Annotated in this window: 22 protein-coding genes; 14 read left to right on the top strand and 8 right to left on the bottom strand. The window is 70.6% G+C overall.

What is annotated here, in order from left to right; genetic code table 11:
• Positions 1 to 19: 19 nt before the first annotated feature.
• Positions 20 to 508 (bottom strand): 2-amino-4-hydroxy-6-hydroxymethyldihydropteridine diphosphokinase, encoded by a 489-nt coding sequence (folK, locus tag AX721_RS14870; RefSeq protein WP_231733160.1) that lies wholly within the window; start codon positions 506 to 508, stop codon positions 20 to 22.
• A gap of 40 nt (positions 509 to 548) precedes the next feature.
• On the opposite strand from folK, the gene AX721_RS14865 reads away from it, so the two are divergent.
• The 5 genes from AX721_RS14865 (at position 549) to AX721_RS14845 (ending at position 5901) form a co-directional block, all read left to right on the top strand.
• On the top strand, positions 549 to 1139 hold the full coding sequence (locus AX721_RS14865) for an NYN domain-containing protein (protein WP_068876768.1): 591 nt from the start codon (positions 549 to 551) through the stop codon (positions 1137 to 1139).
• Complete coding sequence (locus tag AX721_RS14860; RefSeq protein WP_068876767.1) at positions 1126 to 1776, top strand: uracil-DNA glycosylase; 651 nt, start codon at positions 1126 to 1128, stop codon at positions 1774 to 1776. Before AX721_RS14865 ends, AX721_RS14860 begins: the two co-directional genes overlap by 14 nt.
• A gap of 82 nt (positions 1777 to 1858) precedes the next feature.
• Positions 1859 to 2458: a type 1 glutamine amidotransferase domain-containing protein gene (locus AX721_RS14855; RefSeq protein WP_068876766.1), complete on the top strand. Its 600-nt coding sequence runs from the start codon at positions 1859 to 1861 to the stop codon at positions 2456 to 2458.
• Positions 2459 to 2548: 90 nt separating this feature from the next.
• Complete coding sequence (locus AX721_RS14850; protein ID WP_068876765.1) at positions 2549 to 3934, top strand: M20/M25/M40 family metallo-hydrolase; 1386 nt, start codon at positions 2549 to 2551, stop codon at positions 3932 to 3934.
• A 206-nt stretch (positions 3935 to 4140) separates the two neighbouring features.
• A complete protein-coding gene (locus AX721_RS14845) occupies positions 4141 to 5901 on the top strand; it encodes an amidohydrolase family protein (protein ID WP_068876764.1) in 1761 nt (586 codons plus the stop codon).
• Between the two features lie 149 nt (positions 5902 to 6050).
• Here AX721_RS14845 and AX721_RS14840 read toward each other — a convergent pair whose 3' ends face one another.
• Genes AX721_RS14840 through dapA form a run of 3 tightly spaced genes read right to left on the bottom strand, consistent with a single transcriptional unit; the run spans position 6051 to position 8123 of the window.
• A complete protein-coding gene (locus AX721_RS14840) occupies positions 6051 to 6776 on the bottom strand; it encodes a GNAT family N-acetyltransferase (protein WP_068876763.1) in 726 nt (241 codons plus the stop codon).
• 2 nt (positions 6777 to 6778) lie between these two features.
• Positions 6779 to 7237, bottom strand: coding sequence for an SsrA-binding protein SmpB (gene smpB, locus AX721_RS14835; RefSeq protein WP_068876762.1), 459 nt, complete (start codon positions 7235 to 7237; stop codon positions 6779 to 6781).
• A gap of 1 nt (position 7238) precedes the next feature.
• The gene (gene dapA / locus AX721_RS14830; RefSeq protein WP_068876788.1) at positions 7239 to 8123 is read right to left on the bottom strand and encodes a 4-hydroxy-tetrahydrodipicolinate synthase; all 885 of its coding nucleotides are present in this window, start codon (positions 8121 to 8123) and stop codon (positions 7239 to 7241) included.
• Between the two features lie 138 nt (positions 8124 to 8261).
• Between dapA and AX721_RS14825 the strand changes: the two genes are divergently transcribed.
• Positions 8262 to 10355, top strand: coding sequence for a lytic transglycosylase domain-containing protein (locus tag AX721_RS14825; RefSeq protein ID WP_068876761.1), 2094 nt, complete (start codon positions 8262 to 8264; stop codon positions 10353 to 10355).
• Here AX721_RS14825 and AX721_RS14820 read toward each other — a convergent pair.
• Together AX721_RS14820 and AX721_RS14815 are read right to left on the bottom strand one after the other, a co-directional pair.
• The gene (locus AX721_RS14820; protein WP_068876760.1) at positions 10352 to 10723 is read right to left on the bottom strand and encodes a hypothetical protein; all 372 of its coding nucleotides are present in this window, start codon (positions 10721 to 10723) and stop codon (positions 10352 to 10354) included. The genes AX721_RS14825 and AX721_RS14820 overlap by 4 nt on opposite strands.
• Before the next feature lie 46 nt (positions 10724 to 10769).
• A complete protein-coding gene (locus tag AX721_RS14815) occupies positions 10770 to 11405 on the bottom strand; it encodes a TetR/AcrR family transcriptional regulator (RefSeq protein ID WP_068876759.1) in 636 nt (211 codons plus the stop codon).
• A gap of 109 nt (positions 11406 to 11514) precedes the next feature.
• Here AX721_RS14815 and AX721_RS14810 point away from each other — a divergent pair, with 109 nt between their 5' ends.
• From AX721_RS14810 to AX721_RS14800, 3 genes are read left to right on the top strand one after another with little or no spacing between them, the layout of a single operon-like run.
• On the top strand, positions 11515 to 12426 hold the full coding sequence (locus AX721_RS14810; RefSeq protein WP_068876758.1) for a class I SAM-dependent methyltransferase: 912 nt from the start codon (positions 11515 to 11517) through the stop codon (positions 12424 to 12426).
• A gap of 59 nt (positions 12427 to 12485) precedes the next feature.
• Entirely contained in the window at positions 12486 to 13214 is a 729-nt protein-coding gene (locus tag AX721_RS14805; RefSeq protein WP_369796608.1) for a TrmH family RNA methyltransferase, read from the top strand.
• Positions 13215 to 13274: 60 nt separating this feature from the next.
• Entirely contained in the window at positions 13275 to 13739 is a 465-nt protein-coding gene (locus AX721_RS14800) for a carboxymuconolactone decarboxylase family protein (RefSeq protein ID WP_068876757.1), read from the top strand.
• Here the strand turns inward: AX721_RS14800 and AX721_RS14795 are convergent.
• Positions 13736 to 14521, bottom strand: a complete 786-nt coding sequence (locus AX721_RS14795) for an ion transporter (RefSeq protein WP_068876756.1) — start codon at positions 14519 to 14521, stop codon at positions 13736 to 13738. The two genes, AX721_RS14800 and AX721_RS14795, sit on opposite strands and share 4 nt — an antisense overlap.
• Positions 14522 to 14565: 44 nt before the next feature.
• Positions 14566 to 16992, bottom strand: a complete 2427-nt coding sequence (gene hrpB, locus AX721_RS14790) for an ATP-dependent helicase HrpB (protein WP_068876755.1) — start codon at positions 16990 to 16992, stop codon at positions 14566 to 14568.
• Between the two features lie 136 nt (positions 16993 to 17128).
• Between hrpB and AX721_RS14785 the strand changes: the two genes are divergently transcribed.
• The 5 genes from AX721_RS14785 to AX721_RS14765 all read left to right on the top strand — a co-directional run bounded on the left by AX721_RS14785 (position 17129) and on the right by AX721_RS14765 (position 23230).
• Positions 17129 to 18655: an amino acid permease gene (locus AX721_RS14785; protein WP_068876754.1), complete on the top strand. Its 1527-nt coding sequence runs from the start codon at positions 17129 to 17131 to the stop codon at positions 18653 to 18655.
• A 73-nt stretch (positions 18656 to 18728) separates the two neighbouring features.
• Positions 18729 to 19406 (top strand): MBL fold metallo-hydrolase, encoded by a 678-nt coding sequence (locus tag AX721_RS14780; protein ID WP_068876753.1) that lies wholly within the window; start codon positions 18729 to 18731, stop codon positions 19404 to 19406.
• Between the two features lie 78 nt (positions 19407 to 19484).
• Positions 19485 to 20222, top strand: coding sequence for a response regulator (locus AX721_RS14775; RefSeq protein WP_068876752.1), 738 nt, complete (start codon positions 19485 to 19487; stop codon positions 20220 to 20222).
• Positions 20219 to 21559 carry a cell wall metabolism sensor histidine kinase WalK gene (locus AX721_RS14770; RefSeq protein ID WP_068876751.1) on the top strand — a complete coding sequence of 447 codons (1341 nt, stop codon included), beginning with the start codon at positions 20219 to 20221 and terminating at the stop codon, positions 21557 to 21559. The genes AX721_RS14775 and AX721_RS14770 overlap by 4 nt, the downstream gene beginning before the upstream one ends.
• Positions 21560 to 21667: 108 nt before the next feature.
• Positions 21668 to 23230 (top strand): efflux RND transporter periplasmic adaptor subunit, encoded by a 1563-nt coding sequence (locus tag AX721_RS14765; RefSeq protein ID WP_068876750.1) that lies wholly within the window; start codon positions 21668 to 21670, stop codon positions 23228 to 23230.
• The last annotated feature ends 4 nt before the right edge of the window (positions 23231 to 23234 follow it).

Below are 23234 nucleotides of genomic sequence, written 5' to 3'. Positions count from 1 at the left end.
GAGGCGGACGCCTCCTCAGTCATGACGTGGGAGCCGCGTCGGTCCCGACATTCGCGCGCGCAGAAAGTTCGGCCGCCGTCGCGCCCAGGGTGGGGTGGACCCAGTCCGGGGCGATCTGCGCCAGCGGGCCCATGACGAACCGCCGCTCATGGGCGCGAGGATGCGGCAGGGTCAGGGCGGGCGTGGCCATCACCGTCCGGCCATGGGCGATGAGGTCGAGATCGAGGGTGCGCGGCGCGTTACGGGCGCCCCGCTCGCGGCCCAGCTCCGCCTCGATCGCGAGCAGCGCGGCCAGCATGGCCTGCGGCGGGCCGCTCGCCTCGACAAGGGCGACGCCGTTGCGGTACTCAGGCGCATTCGGGTCGGGCCAGGCGGCCGAGCGCCACCAGGACGACCGCTTCAGGATTTTCAAGCCGACCGCCGGGAACCTGGCCAGAGCCGCCTCCAGCAGAGCCTCGGACGAGCCGTAGCGGCCCGCCAGATTGCTGCCCAGGGCGACGACGGCCACCCCATTCAGGTCACCAAGGCTATCTGGGACATTTGAGCTGATGACGTTCTACCCCACGGACCGGCTGGCCCTGTTCATCGACGGCGCCAACCTCTACTCGGCCGCGAAGAACCTCGGCTTCGACATCGACTACCGGAAGCTGCTGGAGGAGTTCAAGAAGCGCAGCGTGCTGGTGCGCGCCTACTACTACACCGCCCTGGTGGAGAACGAGGAGTACTCGCCGATCCGGCCGCTGGTCGATTGGCTGGACTACAACGGCTACCAGCTCGTGACGAAGTCGGCGCGCGAGTACACCGACGCCAGCGGCCGCAAGCGGTTCCGCGGGGACATGGACGTCGAGATCGCCGTCGACATGATGGAGATGGCCGAGCACGCCGACCATCTGGTGCTGTTCTCCGGGGATGGCGATTTCCGCAAGCTGGTGGAGGCGGTGCAGCGCAAGGGTAGCCGGGTCACGGTGGTCTCCACCGTCAAGAGCCAGCCGCCGATGGTCAGCGACGACCTGCGCCGGCAGGCGGACAACTTCGTCGACCTGCAGGACCTGGCGGACCTGATCGGGCGGCCCGCGCGCCTGCCAAAGTTCCTGTCCGAGAACCGCGCCCAGCACGTGGAACGCGATGCCGACATCTGACTCCGCGCCGGCGGAGGCGCCGCGCGAGTGCCCGCTGTGCCCGCGACTGGTGGCCTATCGGGAAGCCAACAAGATCTCCGTGCCGGGCGGATTCAACGGGGCGGTGGCCTCGTTCGGGGACGAGCAGGCCCGGCTGTGCGTCGTCGGCCTCGCGCCGGGGCGGATGGGCGCGAACCGCACGGGCCGCCCGTTCACCGGCGATGGCGCCGGCTGGATGCTGTACGAGACCCTGCTGAAGACCGGCTTCGCCCGCGGGACCTATGAGGCGCGGCCCGACGACGGGCTGGAGCTGGTCGACTGCATGATCACCAACGCCGTCCGCTGCGCGCCGCCCGGCAACAAGCCCGAGACGCTGGAGGAGGCCACCTGCCGGCCGTTTCTCGCGAGCCGGCTTGCCGCCCTGCCCCGGCTGAAGGTGATCGTGACCCTGGGCGACGTCTCGCGGCGCAATGTGCTGCGGGCGCTGGGGCTGAAGGCGTCGGCGGGGATCGCGGGCCACGGGACGGAGTTCCCGGCCGGGCCCTACGTGGTCCTGAACAGCTATCACTGCTCGCGCCTCAACACGAACACCGGCCGGCTGACGGGCGAGATGTTCGAGGCGGTCTTCCGGCGGGCGTGGGCGCTGATCGACGGCTGAATCGACATCGTAAGCTGAGCTCTTGGAACAGGGCGCGCCCCAGCCGGTTCCCCTCCCCCGAATTCATTCAAAGGAGGCTGAGATGGCCCAAGGCAAGCTCACCGGAAAAACGATCGCCGTGCTGGCCACGGACGGCTTCGAGCAGGTGGAACTGGAAAAGCCGGTGGCGGCGCTGCGCGAAGCCGGCGCCGAGGTCCACGTCGTCGCGCCGAAGGGCGGCGAGATCCAGGGCTTCAAGCACCACGACAAGGGCGACAAGACGCGGGTGGACCGCGCCCTCTCCGACACCCAGCCGGAAACCTACGACGGTCTCGTCCTGCCGGGCGGCGTGATCAACCCGGACCAGCTGAGGCTCGAGAGCGAGGCGATCGACTTCATCCGCGCTTTCGTGCGGGCTGAAAAGCCCATCGCCGCCATCTGTCACGGCCCGTGGACGCTGATCGACGCCGGAGGGGTCGATGGGCGGCGGGTCACGTCCTGGCCGTCGCTGAAGACCGACCTGCGCAACGCCGGCGCCGAGTGGGTGGACCAGGAGGTGGTGGTCCACCAGGGCCTGGTCACGTCGCGCAACCCGGACGACCTGCCGGCCTTCTGCGCCAAGATGATCGAGGAGTTCGCCGAGGGCCGGCACGGCGGCGACCGAGCCCGATCGGCGGGCACGGAAGCCCGACCGCAGGCCTGAGGCGCGGAAGGCCGCATCCACGGGACCTATGGCGAATGGCGGACGGCGGCTGTAGCGTCGCCGTCCGCCTCAGCTTCTGTGGATTCCCGCGTGCTCAAGACCTTCACCGCCGCCCTGCTGGCCACCGCCCTCGCCGCGCCCGCCTTCGCCACACCGCCCAAGGTGGATCCGGCCCTGCAAGCCGAGGCACTGAGCATCCTGAAGACGAGCATCGGCTATCGCACGGTGATGGGCGGCGACCAGTTCCTGCCCTATGCCGAGTACCTGAAAGGCAAGCTGGTCGCGGGCGGCTATGCGCCTTCGGAGATCACCATCGAACCGATGGCCGGGACGGCGTTCCTGATCGCCCGCTATCCGGGCAAGGACCCCAAGAAAAAGCCCATCGTCATCTCCGGCCACATGGACGTCGTGGAAGCGAAGCCTGAAGATTGGACAAGGGATCCGTTCACCGCGGTGGAGGAGAACGGCTACGTCTTCGGCCGCGGCGCGGTGGACAACAAGTTCGACGTCTCGATGATCGTCGCCACCCTGGCCCACCTGCGCAAGAGCGGCTGGAAGCCGGGCCGCGACGTGGTGCTGGCGCTGTCGGGCGACGAGGAAACTACCATGAAGACCACCGCCGTCCTGGCCGAGCGGCTGAAGGGCGCGGAACTGGTCCTCAACGTGGACGGGGGCGGCGGCGCGCTGACCGAGGACGGCAAGCCGATCAGCTTCGGCATCCAGGGGGCCGAGAAGACCTATGCCGACTTCCACCTGACCGTGACCGACCCGGGCGGCCATTCCAGCCGGCCCACGCCCACCAACGCGATCTACCGGCTGGCCAGGGCGCTGGACAAGCTGGAGGCCTATGAATGGCCGACGCAGCACAACGAGATCACCCGCGCGTCCCTGGCGGCCGCCGGCGCGAACACGCCGGGGGCGGTGGGCGAGGCGCTGAAGGCGTTCGCCGCCGACCCGACGAACGCGGCGGCGATCAAGACCATCCGCGCCGACCCGGCCTGGAGCCCGGCCCTGCACACCACCTGCGTGGCGACCATGCTGGAGGGCGGCCATGCGCCCAACGCCCTGCCGCAAAAGGCGGTGGCGACCGTGAACTGCCGCATCTTCCCCGGCACCTCGTCGGCGAGCGTCAAGGAGACCATCGGCCAGATCGTGGGCGGCGACGTGAAGGTCGAGCGCCTGGAGGACGGGTCCATCGACAGCCCGGCCTCGCCGCTGAGGGCCGACGTGCTCAAGGCGGTGACCAAGGCCGTCCACGCCCGCTTCCCCGGCCTGCCCATCGTGCCGAGCCAGGCGTCGGGCGCTACCGACAGCATGTACTTCCGCGCCGCCGGGGTTCCGAGCTACGGCGTCTCGGGCCTGTTCATGAAGGACTCGGACGAGTTCAGCCACGGGCTGAATGAACGCGCGCCGATCTCGGCCATCGAGGGAGACCTGGCGCACTACGACTCGATCCTGAAGGACCTGGCGAAGTAGGCGGCGCCGAAGACGCTGGGCAGATGACCGCCAAGACGCCAAGCACGCCAAGGGGCTACAGCCGTCCGGGAGTCTTGGCATCCTTGGCGTCTTAGCGGTGAATTGGCGCTGCGCGCCTGCCCGGGCGCGGCGGCGTCAAAACCCCTTCACTTCCGCCACGGCGCCGGGTCCACCCTCCCGCAGAACATGTGATCTGGGAGGATCCGATGCACGACCTGATCATCCGCGGCGGGACCATCGTCGACGGGACGGGGGCTGAGCCCTTCGTGGGCGACGTGGCGGTGGACGGCGACCGGATCGTGGCCGTCGGCCAGGTCGAAGGGCCGGCTCGGCGCGAGATCGACGCCAGCGGCCTGATCGTCACGCCCGGCTGGGTGGACATCCACACTCACTACGACGGCCAGGCGACCTGGGACCCGGTGATGGCGCCCTCGTCCTGGCACGGGGTGACCACGGCGATCATGGGCAACTGCGGGGTCGGCTTCGCCCCCGTGCGACCCGACGCGCACGACTTCCTGATCGAACTGATGGAGGGCGTGGAGGACATTCCCGGCTCGGCCCTGGCGGAGGGGATCGACTGGAAGTGGGAGAGCTTCCCCGAGTACCTCGACGCCCTGGAGGCCAAGCCGCGGGCGATCGATGTGGGGACCCACGTGCCGCACGCCTCGGTGCGGGCCTATGTGCTGGGCGACCGCTGCAACACCGACTACCAGCCCAACGCCGAAGAGATCGCCCAGATGGCCGAGATCGTCCGCGAGGGCGTGGAGGCCGGCGCCCTGGGCTTCTCCACCTCGCGCACCCTGCTGCACAAGGACCTGAAGGGCGTCCATATGCCCGGCACCTTCGCCGGCTCGGACGAGATGCTGGCCCTGGGCCTGTCCATGAAGGGTCTGCGTCACGGCGTGTTCGAGATGGTCTCGGACCACCTGGGCGACGACGACGAGTGGATGTGGGTCAAGGGCTTCGCGGAGGAGACCCGACTGCCCGTCACCCTGGTGGCGACCTCGGCCGGCGCCTACGAGGGCGACAAGATGTACAACATCGCCGAGGAGAGCCGCCGGCACGGGATGGACATCCGCCCGCAGATCGCCGGGCGGCCGACCGGCATCCTGCACGGCCTGACCTCCAGCTTCCACGTCTTCATGGCCAGCCCCACCTGGAAGGCGAAGCTGGCGGACGCCTCCCTGGAGGAGCGGCTGGCGCTGATGAAGACGCCGGAGATCCGCGCGGCGCTGCTGAGCGAGGACAGCGGCCTGATCCGCGCGGCCATCGGCGAGGGCGAGGCCGGAGACCTGGCCGTGGCGTTCGGCGGCAGCCTCCTGTGGCGGATCTTCCCGCTGGGCGAGCGGCCGAACTACGAACCGGACCGCGAAGGCAGCGTGGCGGGCCTGGCCGAGGCGGCGGGCGTGCCGCCGCTGGCGATGATGTACGACCTCCTGCTGCGGGATGAGGGGCGCGAGTTGTTCTACCAGCCGCTGGGCGGCTACCAGACCTACAACTTCGACTTCTTCCGCAAGAACATGCAGCACCCGAATGTGCTGTTCGGCCTGTCGGACGGCGGGGCGCACTGCGGGGTGATCGCCGACGCGGGGATGCCCACCTTCATCCTCAGCTACTGGGCCCGCGACCGGGTGAAGGGCGACCGCTTTCCGCTGGAGTTCCTGGTGCGCAAGCTGACCAGCGACACGGCGAAGGCCTATGGCCTGAACGACCGGGGGCAGCTGAAGCCCGGCCTGCTGGCGGACCTCAACGTCATCGACTTCGCGGCGCTGCAGCTTCACCGGCCCGAGGCCATCCACGACCTGCCGGCGGGCGGGCGGCGTCTGGTGCAGAAGGCGGACGGGTATCGCTACACGGTGAAGTCGGGCCAGGTGACCTTCGAAGACGGCCGGCACACGGGCGCCCTGCCCGGCGGCCTGGTCCGCGGCGGCCGCGAGGCGGTGATCCTGCCCATGGCGGCGGAGTAGCGGCCTGATCGTCCCTCCCCTTCATGGGGAGGGTGGATGCGAGTGAAACGAGCAGACGGGTGGGGAGCTCGCGATCAGCCGTTGAGCCTGATCCTCTGAGCCCCACCCTGACGACTTCGTCGTCTGTCCCTCCCCATTAAGGGAGGGACTTAGCGCCAGTACTGGTAGCGCCAGGCTTCCTCGAAGCCGGCGCGCTTGTAGAGGTTCTGGGCGGGGTTGCCGCCTTCGACCTGCAGGAAGATGCGGTTGACCTGTCGCGCCTCGGCGGCGGCGCCGAACAGGGCGAGGAGGCGGCTGGCGAAGCCCGATCCGCGGCGATCGACCGCCGTGCGCATGCCGTGGACGCCCGCCCAGCCATGGCCGAAGCTGACGACGCCCACCGCCACGGTGCGCCCGCCCTCGCGGATGGCGCCGTAGAGGGCGTCGGGGGCCTCGGTGAGGCGGCGCACGCGGTGCGCGCCGTCCACCGGATCGAAGCCTTCGCCCAGGAAGACCGAGCCCCAGGCTTCGTCAGGGTGGTCCAGCAGGTCGGCGAAGGGCACGGCCACCTGGGCCACGCGCTCGGCGAGGGCCGTCATCACCAGGGTGGGCTGCTCCCCCACATAGCCGCGGCGCGAGAGCTCGGTGGCGACGGCCGCCAGACCCGGAACGTCGGCGACGCGGAAGGCGGGCTTGAGGCCCCGGGCGCGGTAGGCGGCCTCGATGTCGTCCAGGGCCGCGGCGTCGAGATCGTGGCGAAGCGGGACGGCGCTCTTGGCCCGGCCGATCGTGCCGTCGTCGAGCGGGACCAGCCAGCCGCCGATCTCCAGCACCTGCGGCGGGGCCACGGCCTCGACGGTCGCGCGCTCCAGGCTCTCGATGTCGGCAGGGTCCAAGGTCAGCCTTTTTCCCGCATCAGGCGGGCCTTGTCGCGCTGCCAGTCGCGCTCAGCGGTCGCTTCGCGCTTGTCGCGGGTGTTCTTGCCCTTGGCCAGGGACAGCTCCAGCTTCGCCAGGCCCTTGTCCGACCAGTAGAGCTTGGTGGGGATGAGCGTGCGCCCTTCCCGCTGGACGGCGCCGATCAGCTTCTCGATCTCGCGGCGCTTGAGCAGCAGTTTCCGGTGGCGGCGCGGCTCGTGGTTGAAGTGCGGGCCGGCCTGGGCGTAGGTCGGGATGTCGGCGTTCACGAGCACGATCTCGTCGCCTTCCACCGCCGCATAGCTCTCGGCGATGTTGGCCTTGCCGTTACGCAGGGACTTCACCTCGGACCCGGTCAGCGCGATGCCCGCCTCGAACGTCTGCTCGAGGAAGTAGTCGAAGCGCGCGCGCCGGTTCTCGGCGATCAGCTTGCCCGCCATCTCAGATGATCCCGGCCTCGCGCATGCCGGCCAGGACCTCCGCGCGGGCGGCCTCGGAACAAGGCACCACCGGCAGGCGGCCCGCCTCGTCGCAGAGGCCCAGGTGAGACAGGGCGAACTTGGTGGGCGACGGGCTGGCGTCGGCGAACAGCGCCTTGTGCAGGCGGATCAGGCGATCCTGCGCATAGAGCGCCTCCTGCCAGCGGCCGGCCAGGGCGTCGTTGTAGAACGCCGAGACCTGCTCCGGCGCGACGTTGCAGGTGACCGAGATGCAGCCGTGGCCGCCGTGCGCCATGTAGCCGAGGGCCGAATCATCGTTGCCCGACAGCATGACCCAGTCCTCGCCGCACTCCAGCCGCTGGAGGCTGGCGCGCGGCAGGTCGCCGGTCGCATCCTTGATCCCCACGATGTTCGGCAGCTTGGCCAGGCGCGCCAGGGTGGCGTTGGAGATGTCCACGCTGGTGCGGCCCGGCACGTTATAGACAAGGATGGGAAGCTGAACCGCGTCGTTGATCGCCTTGTAGTGGGCGTAGAGCCCCTCCTGGCTGGGCCGGTTGTAGTAGGGCGTGACCACCAGGGCGGCGTCGCAACCGATCTTCTTGGCGTAGCGCACCAATTCGATCGCTTCGTCCGTAGAATTGGAGCCGGCGCCCGGGATCACCGGCACGCGGCCCTTCGCCGTGGCGACGCAGAGATCCATCACCCGACGGTGCTCTTCGTGGCTGAGGGTGGAGGCTTCGCCGGTGGTGCCGACAGGGATGAGGCCGTGGACGCCGCCGGCGATCTGGCGCTCGACCAGGGACACGAAGGCGTCCTCGTCGACCGCGCCATTGCGGAAAGGCGTCACGAGCGCCGGCAGGACGCCGCGGAAGAGAGGTTCGGACATGTCGGATATGTAGGTGTGCAAAAGACCGTGAAGATGTCGCCTAGTGAGGCGACGTTCAGAATTGGGCGGACAATATGTTGCCGCGGGCTTAGCCCGCAATGTTGATTCCGTGCATTCCCCAAGTCGGGGGGAGACCTTTTGGATATTCGAGTTCGTAACGCCCTGCTCGTCGGCTGCGCCGCGCTTGCCGCGACGGCGGTCGCGCACGCCCAGACCCCGGACCCCATCGGCGATCTGCTGGGCAAGCCCGAGTTGCCGGCCGCGCCGCAGCCCTACGCCCCACCGCGCCAGACCGTCGCGCGGCCGCTGAGCGCCAGCGACCGGGCCCTGTTCGCCCAGGGGTTGGCGGCCGCCAAGCGCGGCGACATTTCCGCCGCCAAGTCCGCGATCGCCAGCCTTTCGGATCCCGTGGCCCGCAAGGTCGTGACCTTCGCCATGGTCGACGTGAGTTCGAACCAGCTCGGCTTCTACGACCTGGACGCCGCGCGGCGCGACCTGGCCGGCTTCCCGCGCGGCGCGCGGCGGCAGATCGCGGCCGAGAAGGCGCTGGAGACCGCGGGCAAGACGCCGCAGCAGATCGTCGACTGGTTCGCCGGCCAGGCGCCGCAGAGCGCCCCGGGGGCGATGGCCCTGGCGTCGGCGTACCGCAGCCTGGGCCGGCAGGCCGAGGCCGCCAACCTGATCCGTGGCTGGTGGCGCGACAAGAGCTTCGAGGCCGACGTCCAGCGCACCATGCTGACCCGGTTCGGCGACATCCTAACCCCCGACGACCACGTCCGCCGCGCCGACATCCTGCTGTACGGGGCGCAGGGCCCGGCGGCACGCGACATGGTCGCCATGCTGCCCGCCGAACACCAGCCGGCGGCCCTGGCCCGCATCTCGCTGCGCGGCAATGCGGACAGCAGCTACAACCAGCTCTCACCCGCCGACCAGGCCCATCCGGGCGTGGCGTTCGAGCGGGCCGCCTTCCTGCGCCGCCGAGGCCTGGAAGGCGCGGCGATCGCGGCCCTGCCCGCCGCGGCCCCGGAAGCGGCCACCGCGGAGCACGCCGAGCGGGCCTGGGACGAGCGCTACCGCCTGACCCTGTGGGCCATCCGCAGCGGCGACTGGCGCGCCGCCTACCGCGCCGCCGCCAACACGGGCCTGAACAGCGGGGCCGACGCCACCGAGGCCGAGTTCTACGCCGGCTGGATCGCGCTGAGCCGGCTGAACGACCCGGCCGCGGCCGCCCGCCACTTCGCCGCCATCGAGCGGATCGGCAGCTCGCCGATCACCCGCGGGCGGGCGCTCTACTGGATGGGCCGCGCCGCGGAGGCCGCCGGCGACCGCGTCGGCGCCGAAAACCACTATTCCCGCGCCGCCGAACATAGGACCACCTTCTACGGCCAGCTCGCCGCCGAGAAGCTGGGCCTGAAGCTGGTGCTGCCGGCCGATCCGGTGGCGACCGAGGCCGAGCGCGCCCGGTTCGAGGCCCGCGACGAGGTCCAGGCCATGCGCCTCCTGGCCGACCAGGACCAGCGCGACCTGTTCCGGGTCTTCGCCCTGCACATCGACGACATCGTGCCGAGCCGGGTCGAGGCGGCGCTGCTGATCGACGCGATCCGCGGCTATGGCGACCAGGACACCTCGATGAAGGCGGCGCGCGGCGCGGCCCAGCGGGGCCTCATCCTGGCCGACCGGGCCTATCCGTTCCGGACGCCGCCGCAGGTGGCCGGCGCGCCCGAGCCGGCGCTGGTGCTGGGGATCACCCGCCAGGAGAGCGGCTTCGATCCCGCCGTCCGCTCGCACGCCGACGCACGAGGGATGATGCAGCTGCTGCCGTCGACGGCGGCCACCGTGGCCCGGCGCATGGGCGTCAGCTATTCGGCCTCGATGCTGTACGAGCCGGACTACAACATGCGCCTGGGCTCCAGCTTCCTCGGCCAGCTCGTGAACCAGTTCTCGGGGTCCTACATCCTGGCCGCGGCGGGCTACAACGCCGGGCCCGGTCGTCCGCCACAGTGGATATCGATGTGCGGCGACCCGCGCGCGGGCGGACAGGACCCGCTGGACTTCATCGAGTGCATCCCCTTCTCCGAGACGCGCAACTACGTGATGCGGGTGATGGAGAACATGCAGGTGTACCGGGCCAAGCTGAACGGCGGGACCGCGCCGATCACGCTCTCCAACGACCTGAAGCGCGGCGGCTACAGCTATGCGGCCCAGACCTCGGCGGTGGCGAGCAACCCCTAAGCGGCGGTCGCGCGCGTTTTCACCCACGCCACGATGAACAGCGCCGCCAACAGCAGGTCGGGGCTGGCCAGGGTCGGGACGGTCACGGGGATGCGGCCCTGGGCGTAGAGGGCCCAGCAGAAGCCCGCATAGGCCAACTTGCCCCCCGCCCCGATCAGCATGAAGGGGCGGTAAGCGGCCGGATTGCGGCCGATCACCAGGTAGCCGATCTGCATGGCGAAGGTGGACACCGCGAAGCCGTAGTAGGTGTCGGGGTGGCTGATCGGGCCGGTCTGGCTGGCGATCACGGGCTCGAGGAAGAACAGCGAGCCGATGATCAGGACGCCCCAAAGGCCCCCGATGGTGAACACCCATTTTGAGAACGTCATCGCGCCCCTCCCCCGTTTGGCGGAAGCTTAGGCGCGGGCCGAGGGGTCAGTCGATGACCAGTCCGTGCAACATCCCATCCAGGGTGATCTGCATCAGCTCCTCGGCGTCGGCGAAGTCGAAGTTCGGCCGCACGATCAGCAGCGCCACGACCCCGTGGCAGGCCATCCAGAGCGCCTGGGCCGCGGAATCGGCGGCGCCCATGCGCAGCCGGCCGCTGGCGGCCACCTCGCGGACAACGCCGCTGAAGGCCTCGTAGCACTTGCCGCTGAGCTCGGTGGTCCGCTCGGGCCGCGGGTCGGTGGAGGCCGCCGACGGGGCGCAATAGACGAGCTGGTAGGCGTTGGGGTGCTCCAGGCCCCAGCGCATGTAGGCGTCCAGCATCATCCGCGTGCGCACCACCGCGTCCAGCGGCCGACCGGCGATCTCGGTGTTCCGTTCCAGGAGCTGGCTCAGGGTGCCCTCGACGATCTCGTGGAGGATGCAGGCCTTGTCCTGGAAGTGCATGTAGAGCGCGGTGGAGGACACCCCCACCTCGTCGGCGATCTTGCGGATCGTGGCGCCCTCGTAGCCCTCGGCCACGAAGATGCGCTCGGCGGCCTCAAGGATCTCCTGGCGGCGGAGATGGCCGTCGCCCTTGGCCTTGCGCGCCGTCTTCCGCGTCGCGGTCGCGACTGAACTCATAACGCTCCCCATACCGTCCCCCTGCCTAGCGGACCCCAAATCGCCAGATGTGACAAGTCTTTGTCGGTGGGCTGGACGGGCGGCGCCCTCTGCGCGTAAGGGGCCGGCCATGAGCCCGCCCCAAATCGCCGCGGCGTCCGAGGTGATGCGCACTACCGGCTGGGCCGACTACGCCCTGCTGGATTCGGGGCATGGCCGCAAACTGGAGCGCTACGGCCCCTACACGGTGGTCCGGCCCGAGCCGCAGTGCCTGTGGACGCCCCGCCAGCCCGCGAGCGTGTGGGAGGCGGCGGACGCGGTGTTCGACCCCACCGATGAGGAGGACGCCGGGCGCTGGCGCTTCAAGGGCCAGCCGGTGGAGCGCTGGCCGCTGTCCTGGGGCGAGGTGAAGTTCCACGGCCGGTTCACCGCCTTCCGGCACCTGGCCTTCTTTCCCGAGCAGGCGGCGAACTGGGCCTGGCTGGACGAAAAGGTGCGCACCGCGGTCGCCGAGGGCGGCGATGCCCCGCCGCGGGTGCTGAACCTGTTCGGCTACACCGGCGTGGCTAGCCTGGTGATGGCGGCGGCCGGGGCGGCGGTGACCCATGTGGACGCTTCCAAGAAGGCCGTGGCCTGGGCGCGGGAGAACGCCGAGCTGTCGGGCCTGACCGACCGCCCGGTGCGGTGGATCGTCGAGGACGCCAAGAAGTACGTGGCCCGCGAGGTGCGCCGTGGCTCGACCTACGAAGGGATCATCCTGGACCCGCCGAAGTATGGCCGCGGGCCGGACGGCCAGGTCTGGCGCCTGTTCGAGGATCTGCCTGAACTTGCCGGGCTATGCGCCCAACTTCTTTCGGAAAAGGCCAGGTTCCTGGTGCTGAACGCCTATGCCGAGCGGATCTCCGGCGCGGCGCTGGCCGGGCTGCTGGCCGAGAAGCTGGACGGGCGCGGCGGCCGCATCGAATGGGGCGAGCTGGCGCTGGAGGAACAGCGCGGCGACCGGGCCATCGGCATGAGCTTCTTCGCGCGGTGGTCGGCGTGAGTTCGCGGGTCATCACCTCGCTGTCCAACGACACGGTGAAGGCCGTCCGCGCCCTGCACATGCGCAAGGAACGCGACGAGACGGGCCTGTTCGTCGCCGAGGGGCTGAAGAACGTCATCGAGGGGATCGACACCGGCCACGCGCCGAAGATCCTGATGCATGGACCGGATGCGGCCGCCCATCCGATGATGCGGAAGGCGGTGCAGGCGACGCTCGCGGCGCGGGGCCAGGTCATCGAGGTCACGCATGACATCCTCGCCAAGGTCTCCCGGCGCGAGAACCCCCAGGCTGTGGTGGGCGTCTTCCCGCAGGCGTTCGTGGCGTTAGCCGAGGTGACGCCGGGCGTCGCCCAGTGCGTGGTGGCGCTGCACCGGGTGCGAGATCCCGGCAACCTCGGGACCATCGTGCGCACCGCCGATTCCGCCGGCTGCGGGGCCGTCGTGCTGGTGGGCGAGTGCTGCGACCCCTATTCGGTGGAGGCGGTGCGGGCGACCATGGGCTCGATCTTCGCCGTGCCGCTGGCGAAGGCGACCGAGGCCGAATTCGCCGCCTGGCGGGCGGGCTGGACGGGCTCGGTCGTGGGCACCCTGCTCTCGGCCACCGTGACCCACAGCGAGGCGGCCTACGCCAAGCCGGCCCTCGTGCTGATGGGCAACGAGCAGCAGGGGCTGACGCCCGACCTGGCCGCCCTGTGCGACGTCAACGTGAAGATCCCCATGCGCGGCCGGGCCGACAGCCTGAACCTGTCGGTGGCGACTGGGATCATGATCTACGCCGCCACCGCCTGACGGCGTGTCACAGCCGGGCCTCCTCCTCCGTCCTAGGGGCAGAGAACGAGGAGATTTCCCATGTCCAAGCGCCTGAACCCCCATATCGTCGCCCCGCAGGCCATGAAGCCGATGGTCGACCTTGAGACCTATCTGGCCGGTTGTGGGCTGGAGCACAGTCTGATCGAGCTGGTGAAGATGCGGGCTTCGCAGATCAACGGCTGCGCCTTCTGCCTGCACATGCATTCGAAAGACGCCCGCGCCGCCGGCGAGACCGAGGAGCGGCTGTACCTGCTGAACGCCTGGCGGGAATCCAGTCTCTACACCCCGCGCGAACGGGCGGCCCTGGCATGGACCGAGGCCCTGACCCTGTTGGCGCAGACCGGCGCGCCGGACGCCGATTACGAAGGGTTGGCCCCGCACTTCGACGAGACCGAGACAGTGAACCTGACCCTGCTCATCACCACCATCAACGCCTGGAACCGCATCGCGGTCGGCTTCCGCAGCCAGCACCCGCGGGCATGGTCCGCGAAGGCGGCGGCTTAGTCCTCGTCAGGGCCCGCCTTCTCGTCGCGCTGCGCCTGCAACGCGTCGCTGAAGGCGGCCGCCAGGATGCCGGTGGGTGCGGCGATGAGGCCGATGCCGAACACGGCGGTCATCGCCGCGAACACCCGCCCGAGGAGCGTCTCGGGATAGACGTCGCCGTAGCCGATGGTGGTCAGGGTCACCACCGACCACCAGAGGGCCCGGGGAATGCTGCCGAACTTTTCCGGCTGGACCGGCCCCTCGGCCAGGTAGAGCAGCGTGGCCGAGACGATCATGATCACGACGGCGCCGTAGAAGGTCAGCAGCAATTCGTAACGCCGTGAGGCGATGGCCCGGGCGACCAGGCTCCACGCCTTCGAGAAGCGGCCCAGCTTGGCCAGGCGGAGGATCCTCAGCAGGCGAGCGAGGCGCAGAAGGTACGACGGGGCCGCGACGGCCGCGAAGATCGCCGGAAGTATCGCCAGCAAATCGATGATGGCGGCCGGCGAGACGATCCACCGCAGCCGTGCGCGCCAGCCGCCGTCCTCCGCCGCGGTCCAGAACCGGACGGCGTATTCAACCGCGAAGATCGCGGCGAAACCCAGTTCGGCGGCGCGGAAAAGGTTCTCGCGGCCGCTGATCACCGTCGGTTCGGTCTCCAGAAGCGCGACCGCCACGGATGCGAGAATCGCGGCGATCAGGAAACGGTTGAGCCATGACACGCCGTCGGAACGCCAAGCCGGTTCGAGCTGGTCGTGGACCCGACGCCGCAAAGGGCCACCGGTCTCATTGGCTTGGGTCATGCGGTCCTCCCCGCCGCCCAACCTAGACAAAGAGGCCCGAAGCGTCAGGTCCCGCGCGGCTTGGCTCTTGCCGTCGGGGCGGCCGAGGCGGGGTCTTCGGGCCAGACGTGCTTGGGGTAGCGGCCGCGCATGTCGGAGCGGACGTCCTTCCACGAGCCCGTCCAGAAGCCCGGCAGGTCCTTGGTGGTCTGGATCGGGCGGTGGCCGGGGGAGAGCAGCGACATAGTGATGGGGACCCCCGCGACGATGGGATGCTGGGCGATGCCGAACACCTCCTGCACCCGCACGTCGACGCGCGGGCCGCCCTCGGCGGCATAGTCGATGGCGAAGCTGTTGCCGGTGGGCGCGGTCCAGCGGGCCGGGGCCTCGGCGTCGAGGCGACGTTGCAGGTCCCAGGGCACGAGGGTGCGCAGGGCGCCGTCCAGCGTGTCGGGCTTGAGGGCGGACAGGCCGCGCACGCCGCCCAGGATTGGCGTCAGCCACTCGTCGAGACGCACCAGCAGGGCCGCGTCGGAGAGATCGGGCCAGGCCGGGTCCCGGGCGTGGAGGAAGGCCAGGCGCTCGCGCAGGCTCTGGGCCGCCGCTCCCCAGGGCAGCGTCTTCACACCCTCGCGGCGCACGCGGTCGGCGAGCGCGCGGGCGATCAGGGCCGGGTCGGGGCTGTCGTCGACCTCCTCGCGGATCGTCAGGCGGCCCAGGCGGGTGAGGCGCTTGGCGCGAAGGCGGCCGCCGCCGCTTTCCTCCAGGCGCTCTTCGATCTCGAACTGGGCCTGGAAGGCGACGAGCTCGGCCGCCTCCAGGGGCGCGGCCAGCAGAATGCGGTCGCGGCGGTCGCCGCCGCCCAGCTCGGCCACCGCCAGCCACGGTTCGCGGGCCAGCGCATCGGTGGGCTCGACGAAGGCTCCCCGACCGGTGACGAGCTGGAACTCGCCCTGCCCGCCCCGCGCCTTGGCCACCCGCTCCGGGTACGCGAAAGCGAGCAGCAGGCCGTCGGAGAGCGGCTCGCCCTTCCCGGCCTTGCCGCTGAGGCCCGCCCAGCGCTCGGCCAGGGCCTTGGCGTCCCGCGCCCTCGGGCTGCGGTCGCGATCGAGCGCGTCCAGGCGGTGACGCAGGTCCGCGTCGCGTCCGCCGAGGCCCCGCTCGGTGATGAGGGCGGCGATCCGGGCCGCCCGCAGCGCCTGGTCGGTCTCGGCCGCCTTCAGCACCATGTGGGCCAGGCGCGGCGCCAGGGGAAACTCGGCCAGGGCGCCGCCGTGGGCGGTAAGCACGCCGCCTTCGTCCAGCGCTTCCAGCCGATGCAGCAGGGCGCGGGCCTCGGCGAAAGCCGCGGCGGGCGGCGGATCGAGGAAGGCCAGGTCGGCGGCGTCCTTGGCGCCCCAGCGGGCGAGGTCGAGGGCCAGGCCCGACAGGTCGGCGTCCAGGATTTCCGGGTCGGCGTAGGCCGGCAGCGCCCGCGTCTCGGCCTCGTCCCACAGGCGGTAGCAGGCGCCCGGCTCGGTGCGCCCCGCCCGGCCGCGGCGCTGGTCGGCGGCGGCGCGGGAGACGCGGACGGTGGCCAGGCGCATCAGTCCGCTCGCCGGATCGTAGCGCGGCGTGCGGGCCAGGCCGCAGTCGACCACGACGCGGACGCCCTGGATGGTCAGGCTGGTCTCGGCGATGGAGGTGGCCAGCACCACCTTGCGGACGCCCGGCGGCGCGGGCTCGATGGCGCGGTCCTGGTCGCGCGGGTCGAGGGCGCCGTAGAGCGGGGCGATCTCGACGTTCGGACGGGCGCGCTCGCGCAGGCGCTCGGCGGTGCGCAGGATCTCGCCCTGGCCCGGCAGGAAGACCAGCAGGCTGCCCGTCTCCTCCGCCAGGGCGCGTTCGACGGCGCGGACGGCCTGGTCCTCGATGCGCAGCCGGTCGTCGCGGCCCAGATAGCGCGTCTCCACCGGGAACATGCGGCCCAGGCTCTCGACCACCGGCGCCGCGTCCAGCAGCCGGGCGACCGCCGCGCCGTCCAGGGTCGCCGACATGACCAGCAGGCGCAGGTCGTCCCGCAACAGCCGTTGTGCGTCGCGCGCAAGGGCCAGGCCCAGATCGGCGTCCAGGCTGCGTTCGTGGAACTCGTCGAAGATCACGCAGGCGACGCCCGCCAGCTCCGGGTCGGCCAGGACCATGCGGGTGAAGACGCCCTCGGTGACCACCTCGATCCGGGTGGCGGCCGAGACGCGGCTCTGCATCCGCACCCGGTAGCCGACCGTCCGGCCCACCGGCTCGCCGAGCGACTTCGCCATCCGTTCGGCGGCCGCACGGGCGGCGAGGCGGCGGGGCTCCAGGACGATGATCTTTCCGCCGGCCCAGGCCTCCTTCAGGAGCTCGAGCGGCACGACCGTGGTCTTGCCCGCCCCCGGCGGGGCGACCAGCACGGCGGCGTTCCCCGCGGCGAGCGCGGCCCTGAGATCGGGCAAGGCCTCATGGATGGGCAGCATTCGCCCGGCTCTAGCCTGCCGGGCGGGCATATGAAAACGCCTTCGGGCGTTGGCGCTTGACCGCAAGGGCACAAGCACGCCACGGTCGCGCCAAATTTTACCTGGGCGGCTCGGGGGCCGCCGTTCGGAGGAATATATGTGGCGCGTTAAGCCGCTCGACGCGATCCTGGCTACGGCCGAAAAGAAGTCGCTCCACCGCTCGCTCGGGCCGTTCCAGCTGACCATGCTGGGCATCGGGGCCATCATCGGCACCGGGATCTTCGTCCTGACGGCGGAAGCCGCGCAGAAGGCGGGCCCGGGCATGATCCTGGCCTTCATCATCGCCGGTTTCGTCTGCGCCGTGGCGGCGCTGTGCTACGCGGAAATGGCGGCCATGGTGCCGGTTTCCGGCTCGGCCTACACTTACAGCTACGCCGTGATGGGCGAACTGCTGGCCTGGATGGTCGGCTGGGCGCTGATTCTGGAGTACGCCGTCGCCGCCGGCGCCGTTTCGGTGGGCTGGTCGGGCTACGTGGTCGGCCTGATCGAGAACGCCTTCGCCATCGACATACCCGACCTGCTGGTCCGGGGACCGTTCGACGGCGGCATGGTCAACCTGCCGGCCATGGCCATCGCTCTGGTGGTTACCGCCCTGCTGGTGATCGGCACGCGGGAATCCGCCACGGTCAACGCCTTCCTGGTGGCGATCAAGGTGGCCGCCCTCAGTCTGTTCGTCGTGCTGGCGGTGCCGGTCATGAACATGGAGAACTTCAACCCGTTCATGCCGCTGGGCTTCGCCGGCGTCTCGGCGGCGGCGGCGTCGATCTTCTTCGCCTATGTGGGCTTCGACGCGGTCTCGACCGCCGCCGAGGAGACCAAGAACCCGCAGCGGAACATGCCCATCGGCCTGATCGGCTCGCTGGGGATCTGCACGATCTTCTACATCCTGGTGGCCTCGGGTGTCATCGGCACGGTGGGCGCACAGCCGGTCACCGACGCCGCCGGCGCGGGCCTGCGGCCCGGCAGCCCGGAACTCAGCGCTGCCTGCGCGGCCCTGGGCGACACCAAGGTGGTCTGCTCGAAGGAAGCGCTGGCCTGGACCCTGCGCGAGATCGGCTGGCCGCAGATCGGCAACCTGATCGGCCTCGCCGCCGGTCTGGCCCTGCCTTCGGTCATCCTGATGATGATGTTCGGCCAGACCCGCATCTTCTTCGTGATGAGCCGCGACGGCCTTCTGCCGCCGGTGCTGTCCAAGGTGCACCCGAAGTTCAAGACGCCGCACGTGATCACGATCATCACCGGGATCTTCGTGGCCCTGTTCGCCGCTTTCTTCCCGGTGGGGATCCTGGCGGACATCTCGAACTCGGGGACGCTGTTCGCCTTCGCCATGGTGGCCATCGCCGTCCTGGTGCTGCGCCGCACCGATCCCGACCGCAAGCGCCCGTTCCGGACGCCGGCCGTCGTCGTCGTCGCGCCGCTGGCCGCGCTGGGGTGCATCTACCTCTTCGTGAGCCTGCCGCACGAGACGCAACTGATGTTCGTCGGCTGGGCGATCGTCGGCCTGGTGGTCTACTTCGCCTACGGCTACCGCAAGAGCCACGTGGCGCACGGTTCGCCCGAGACCCACGAGCTGGACGCCGACGCACCGCCGAACCCGGTGCCGCCGTTGCCCGGCGCCGAGTAAACCGCGACGGAAAGGCCCGGGATCGCTCCCGGGCCTTTTCTTATGGGCCGCGAGCCACGATCATGGGGCGGACATGAACGCCCCTGCTCCGCCCCTGCCGATCCGCGCGATGATCGCGCCGGTCACGCCGCTCCAGCAGAACTGCACCATCGTGTGGTGCTCCAGGACCAACAAGGCCGCGATCATCGATCCCGGCGGCGAGGTCCCCAAGCTCATGGAGGCCCTCGAAAAGCACGGCCTGACGCTGGAGAAGATCTGGATCACCCACGGCCACCTGGACCATGCGGGCGGCACGGCGGCGCTCAAGGCGCTGACCGGCGTCCCTATCGAGGGGCCGCACCCCGACGACCAGTTCTGGATCGACGACATCGGCGCCAGCGGCGCCAAGTGGGGCATGCCGGAGGCCCAGAGCTTCACCCCCGACCGCTGGCTGAAGGACGGCGACACAGTGTCGCTGGGCGAGACCGAGTTCGAGGTCATCCACTGCCCCGGCCACACCCCCGGCCATGTGGTCTTCTTCCACCGCCAGGCCCGCTTCGCCCAGGTGGGCGACGTGCTGTTCCAGGGCTCCATAGGGCGGACCGATTTCCCGAGGGGGAATTACAAGGACCTGATCGACGCCATCACCGGCAAGCTGTGGCCGCTGGGCGACGACGTGCAGTTCGTTCCCGGCCACGGACCGATGTCGACCTTCGGCCAGGAGCGGAAGACCAATCCGTTCGTCGCCGACGACGTCCTGGCCGATCCATGACCCCGCCCGTCACGGTCCGGACACCTCGGTTTCAGTTGAGACATTCGTACGTTACGGCCGGCGGACAAGCTGGCGCCCATGGAGCTTGCGACTGACATGGCCGGGGCCGGCGCCCGAATCCTCATGGTGGACGACGATCCGGGCATCCGCGACGTCGTTTCCGACTTCCTGGGCAAGCATGGGTACAAGGTGGACACCGCCGGCGACGCGACCGAGATGGAGCGCGTTCTGGAGCGCGGGCCCGTCGACCTGATCGTGCTGGACATCATGATGCCGGGCGAGGACGGGCTGGCCGTCTGCCGCCGCCTGACCACCACCGAGAACGCGCCGCCGATCATCATGCTCTCGGCCATGGGCGAGGACACCGACCGCATCGTGGGCCTGGAGCTGGGCGCCGACGACTACCTGGCCAAGCCGTGCAATCCGCGCGAGCTGCTGGCGCGGGTGCGGGCGGTGCTGCGACGGGCCGAGCAGCGGACCACCAGCGGGGCCCTGGGCGCCGGCTGCGAGTTCGCCGGCTGGCGGCTGGACCTGGTGCGGCGCGAGCTGCGCTCGCCGGCCGGGGTGGTGGTGAACCTGAGCTCGGGCGAGTTCTCGCTGCTCCGCGCCTTCGTGGAGCGGCCGCAGCGGGTGCTGACCCGCGACCAGCTGCTGGAATTCGCCCGCGGCCCCGACAGCGACGCCTTCGATCGGGCCATCGACGTGCAGATCAGCCGCCTGCGGCGTAAGCTGGACGACGGCGGCGGCGGACACGACCTGATCCGCACGATCCGCAACGAGGGCTATATGTTCACGGCGAAGGTGAAGCGGGCGTGAAGTCCTTCGGCCGGCCGACGGCGCCGCTGCTGGTCCAGTTGCTGACGCTGACGGGCCTGACGCTGGTGGCCGCCTGGCTGATGAGCACGCTGCTGCTCTTCTTCCTGCCCCCGCCGGCGCCGGATTTCTACCGCATCTCCGAGATCGAGCAGACCTTCCACGGCGCAGCGCCCGTCTTCACCGAGCGGCGCCCGCTGATCCTCACCGAACAGGACCGGCCGCCCGCGCCGGTGCTGGAGGGCAAGAGCATCCCCGCCATCCGCGACAAGATCGCCGAGAACCTGGGCGTGCCCACATCCCAGGTGGTGATCGCCGGCGAGCGCGGCCCGCTCTCCGACCGGCGGGTCGGCCGGATCATTCGCGACCGCGTGGCGCGCGCGGGCATGAGCGAGGAGGAGCATTTCCTGATCTCCCCGTTCAACGTGGGCGTCCGCCAGGCCGACGGGCGGTGGAAGGTGGTCCATCCCGAGGTCCCGTTCGGCCTCAGCGACTGGCAGCAGAGGGTGGCCCTGTGGTTCGCCCTGTCGGCCCTGGCCATGTCGCCGGTGGCCTGGATCTACGCCCGGCGGCTGTCGCTGCCGATCCAGGTGTTCGCGGACGCCGCCGAGCGCCTGGGCCGCGATCCCCGCGCCCCGCCGCTGGAGGTCAAGGGCCCGGCCGAGGTGGCGACCGCCGCCCGGGCCTTCAACGAGATGCAGGGGCGCCTGCGCCGCTATGTCGAGGACCGCACGGCGATGATGGGCGCCATCGCCCACGACCTGCGCACGCCCCTGACGCGGCTGCGCTTCCGGATCGAGAGCCTGCCGGAGGACCAGCGGGCGAAGTACGCCTCGGACCTGGACCAGATGGAGGAGATGATCACCGCCACGCTGGCTTTCGTGCGCGACGCCACCAAGGCCGGCGAGCGCACGCCGCTTGAGCTGTCGTCCCTGGTGGAAAGCCTGTGCGACGAGATGGCCGAGACGGGCGCCAAGGCCGAGGCGGAGCCGAGCGAGAAGGTTGTGCTGGAGGGCGACCCGATGGCCCTGCGCCGTCTGGTGGCCAACCTGCTGGAGAACGCCGTGAAGTTCGGCGGCCAGGCGCGGGCGCGGGTCTTCCAGCGCGACGGCCACGCCGTGCTGGAGATCGACGACGACGGTCCCGGCATTCCCGAGAAGGACGCGGAGAAGGTGTTCGAGCCCTTCTACCGGCGCGAGCCGTCGCGCAGCCGCCAGACCGGCGGGATCGGCCTGGGCCTGGCCGTGGTGCGCTCGATCGCCCGCGGCCACGGCGGCGACGTCAGCCTGGTCAATCGCACCGGCGGCGGCCTCACCGCCCGGGTCGAACTGCCCCTGTAACCCGTCCATGTTCCGGCCACGGGCCGAAACGAAAGTGAAATCGACCCGCAAAGGAGCTCTGGCCTAGTCACGGCGGGTTCATCCGGGCCCGCCGATACTTGGGACGACATGAGCCTGAACCAGACCCCTCGTCGCCGCGCCTTCCGCATACCCCGCGCGGCCTGGATCACCGTGGCCGTCATCGGCCTGATCATTGCGGCGCTGGTCGGCTGGCAGATGCGGCCGAAGCCGGAGAAGGACCCGTACCGCTTCGGCGCGATCGAGCGCGGCGACATCACCCGCTCGGTCTCCGCCTCCGGCAGCCTGCAGGCGCTGGTCACCGTGGACGTGGGTTCGCAGATCTCCGGTCAGGTGACCACGGTGCTGGCGGACTTCAACGACGAGGTGAAGGCGGGACAGACCCTGGCGATTCTGGATCCGCAGACCTACCAGTCGCGCGTGGCGCAGGGCCAGGCCGACATCCAGGCCGGTCAGGCGGCGGTCCGACAGGCGCAGGCGACGCTGGAGAACGCCCAGGCCGACTACAATCGCAAGAGGACCCTGGTGGACCAGGGCTGGTACGCCGCCAGCACCCTGGACCAGGCCACGGCCGCGCTTAAGACCGCCCGGGCCAATGTGGCCGCCGCCCAGGCGCGCGTGACCCAGAGCCGCGCTTCGCTGCGCAGCCAGCAGGTGGACCTGGGCCGCACCACCATCGTCTCGCCCATCGACGGCATCGTGGTGGACCGCAAGGTGGAGCCCGGCAACACCGTGGCCGCCAGCCTGCAGGCCCCGGTGCTGTTCACGATCGCCCAGGACCTGTCGAAGGTGGAGGTCAAGATCTCGGTGGACGAGGCCGACGTCGGCCAGCTGCAGGAGGGCCAGATGGTGCGCTTCACCGTCGACGCCTTCCCGGAGGACACGTTCGAGGGGATCGTCACCCAGGTGCGCAAGCAGCCGACCACGGACCAGAACGTGGTCAGCTACACGGTCATCGCCGAGGCCGACAATCCGCAGCGCAAGCTGCTGCCGGGCATGACCGCCAACGCCGACATCATCATCGACACCAAGCGCAACGTCCTGAAGGTCCCCGCCCAGGCGCTGCGCTGGAGCCCGCCGTCGGAGGGCCGCGGCGCCAATCGCAGCGCCGGGAACGTGATGATGGCCGGGCCCGGTTCGGGCGGCGGCGGGGCCCGCCCGGGCGGCGGAGGCATGGGCGCCCGCATCGTCGAGCAACTCGATCTCGACGCGAAGCAGCAGAAGGCTTGGGCGCCGATCCAGGCCGACCTCCGAACCCGCCTGCAGGCGGCGCGCGCCTCAGCGGCCGGCAACCCCGCGGCCATGCGCGAGGCCGTGGCCAAGACCATGAACGAGGCGCTGGGCAAGCTGGAGCCGCTGCTGCGCCCCGACCAGAAGGCCAAGCTGGCGGCGCTGCGCGCCACCATGGCCCAGGGCCGCGGCCGGGCCGGCGGCCTGCGCGGCGGGACGGTCTATGTGCTGCGCGACAGGAAGCCGGTCCCGATCCCCGTCCGCGTGGGCGCCACGGACGGCTCCTACACCGAGATCGTCAGCCGCGAACTGAAGCCGGGCGACCAGGTGATCGTCGGCGGCGGGCCGCGGCCCAAGGCTCAGGTCGGCGCTCCCATGGGCGGCCCGCCCGGCGCGGGCGGCGGCGTCCGGGTGCGGATGTAGGCGC

It is taken from the genome of Phenylobacterium sp. CCH9-H3, from assembly GCF_001557235.1.
Lineage (GTDB): Bacteria > Pseudomonadota > Alphaproteobacteria > Caulobacterales > Caulobacteraceae > Phenylobacterium.
Note: the sequence above shows the minus strand (reverse complement) of the source record. Positions and strands in the feature narration are given on the sequence as shown.

What these genes read in the sequence shown, in the direction of transcription:
- AX721_RS14865 (WP_068876768.1), top strand. Translation starts at nt 549, where the DNA reads ATGACGTTCTACCCCACGGACCGGCTGGCCCTGTTCATCGACGGCGCC.
- AX721_RS14860 (WP_068876767.1), top strand. Translation starts at nt 1,126, where the DNA reads ATGCCGACATCTGACTCCGCGCCGGCGGAGGCGCCGCGCGAGTGCCCG.
- AX721_RS14855 (WP_068876766.1), top strand. Translation starts at nt 1,859, where the DNA reads ATGGCCCAAGGCAAGCTCACCGGAAAAACGATCGCCGTGCTGGCCACG.
- AX721_RS14845 (WP_068876764.1), top strand. Translation starts at nt 4,141, where the DNA reads ATGCACGACCTGATCATCCGCGGCGGGACCATCGTCGACGGGACGGGG.
- smpB (WP_068876762.1), bottom strand. Translation starts at nt 7,237, where the DNA reads ATGGCGGGCAAGCTGATCGCCGAGAACCGGCGCGCGCGCTTCGACTAC.
- dapA (WP_068876788.1), bottom strand. Translation starts at nt 8,123, where the DNA reads ATGTCCGAACCTCTCTTCCGCGGCGTCCTGCCGGCGCTCGTGACGCCT.
- AX721_RS14820 (WP_068876760.1), bottom strand. Translation starts at nt 10,723, where the DNA reads ATGACGTTCTCAAAATGGGTGTTCACCATCGGGGGCCTTTGGGGCGTC.
- AX721_RS14815 (WP_068876759.1), bottom strand. Translation starts at nt 11,405, where the DNA reads ATGAGTTCAGTCGCGACCGCGACGCGGAAGACGGCGCGCAAGGCCAAG.
- AX721_RS14810 (WP_068876758.1), top strand. Translation starts at nt 11,515, where the DNA reads ATGAGCCCGCCCCAAATCGCCGCGGCGTCCGAGGTGATGCGCACTACC.
- AX721_RS14805 (WP_369796608.1), top strand. Translation starts at nt 12,486, where the DNA reads ATGCGCAAGGAACGCGACGAGACGGGCCTGTTCGTCGCCGAGGGGCTG.
- AX721_RS14800 (WP_068876757.1), top strand. Translation starts at nt 13,275, where the DNA reads ATGTCCAAGCGCCTGAACCCCCATATCGTCGCCCCGCAGGCCATGAAG.
- AX721_RS14795 (WP_068876756.1), bottom strand. Translation starts at nt 14,521, where the DNA reads ATGACCCAAGCCAATGAGACCGGTGGCCCTTTGCGGCGTCGGGTCCAC.
- hrpB (WP_068876755.1), bottom strand. Translation starts at nt 16,992, where the DNA reads ATGCTGCCCATCCATGAGGCCTTGCCCGATCTCAGGGCCGCGCTCGCC.
- AX721_RS14785 (WP_068876754.1), top strand. Translation starts at nt 17,129, where the DNA reads ATGTGGCGCGTTAAGCCGCTCGACGCGATCCTGGCTACGGCCGAAAAG.
- AX721_RS14780 (WP_068876753.1), top strand. Translation starts at nt 18,729, where the DNA reads ATGAACGCCCCTGCTCCGCCCCTGCCGATCCGCGCGATGATCGCGCCG.
- AX721_RS14775 (WP_068876752.1), top strand. Translation starts at nt 19,485, where the DNA reads ATGGAGCTTGCGACTGACATGGCCGGGGCCGGCGCCCGAATCCTCATG.
- AX721_RS14765 (WP_068876750.1), top strand. Translation starts at nt 21,668, where the DNA reads ATGAGCCTGAACCAGACCCCTCGTCGCCGCGCCTTCCGCATACCCCGC.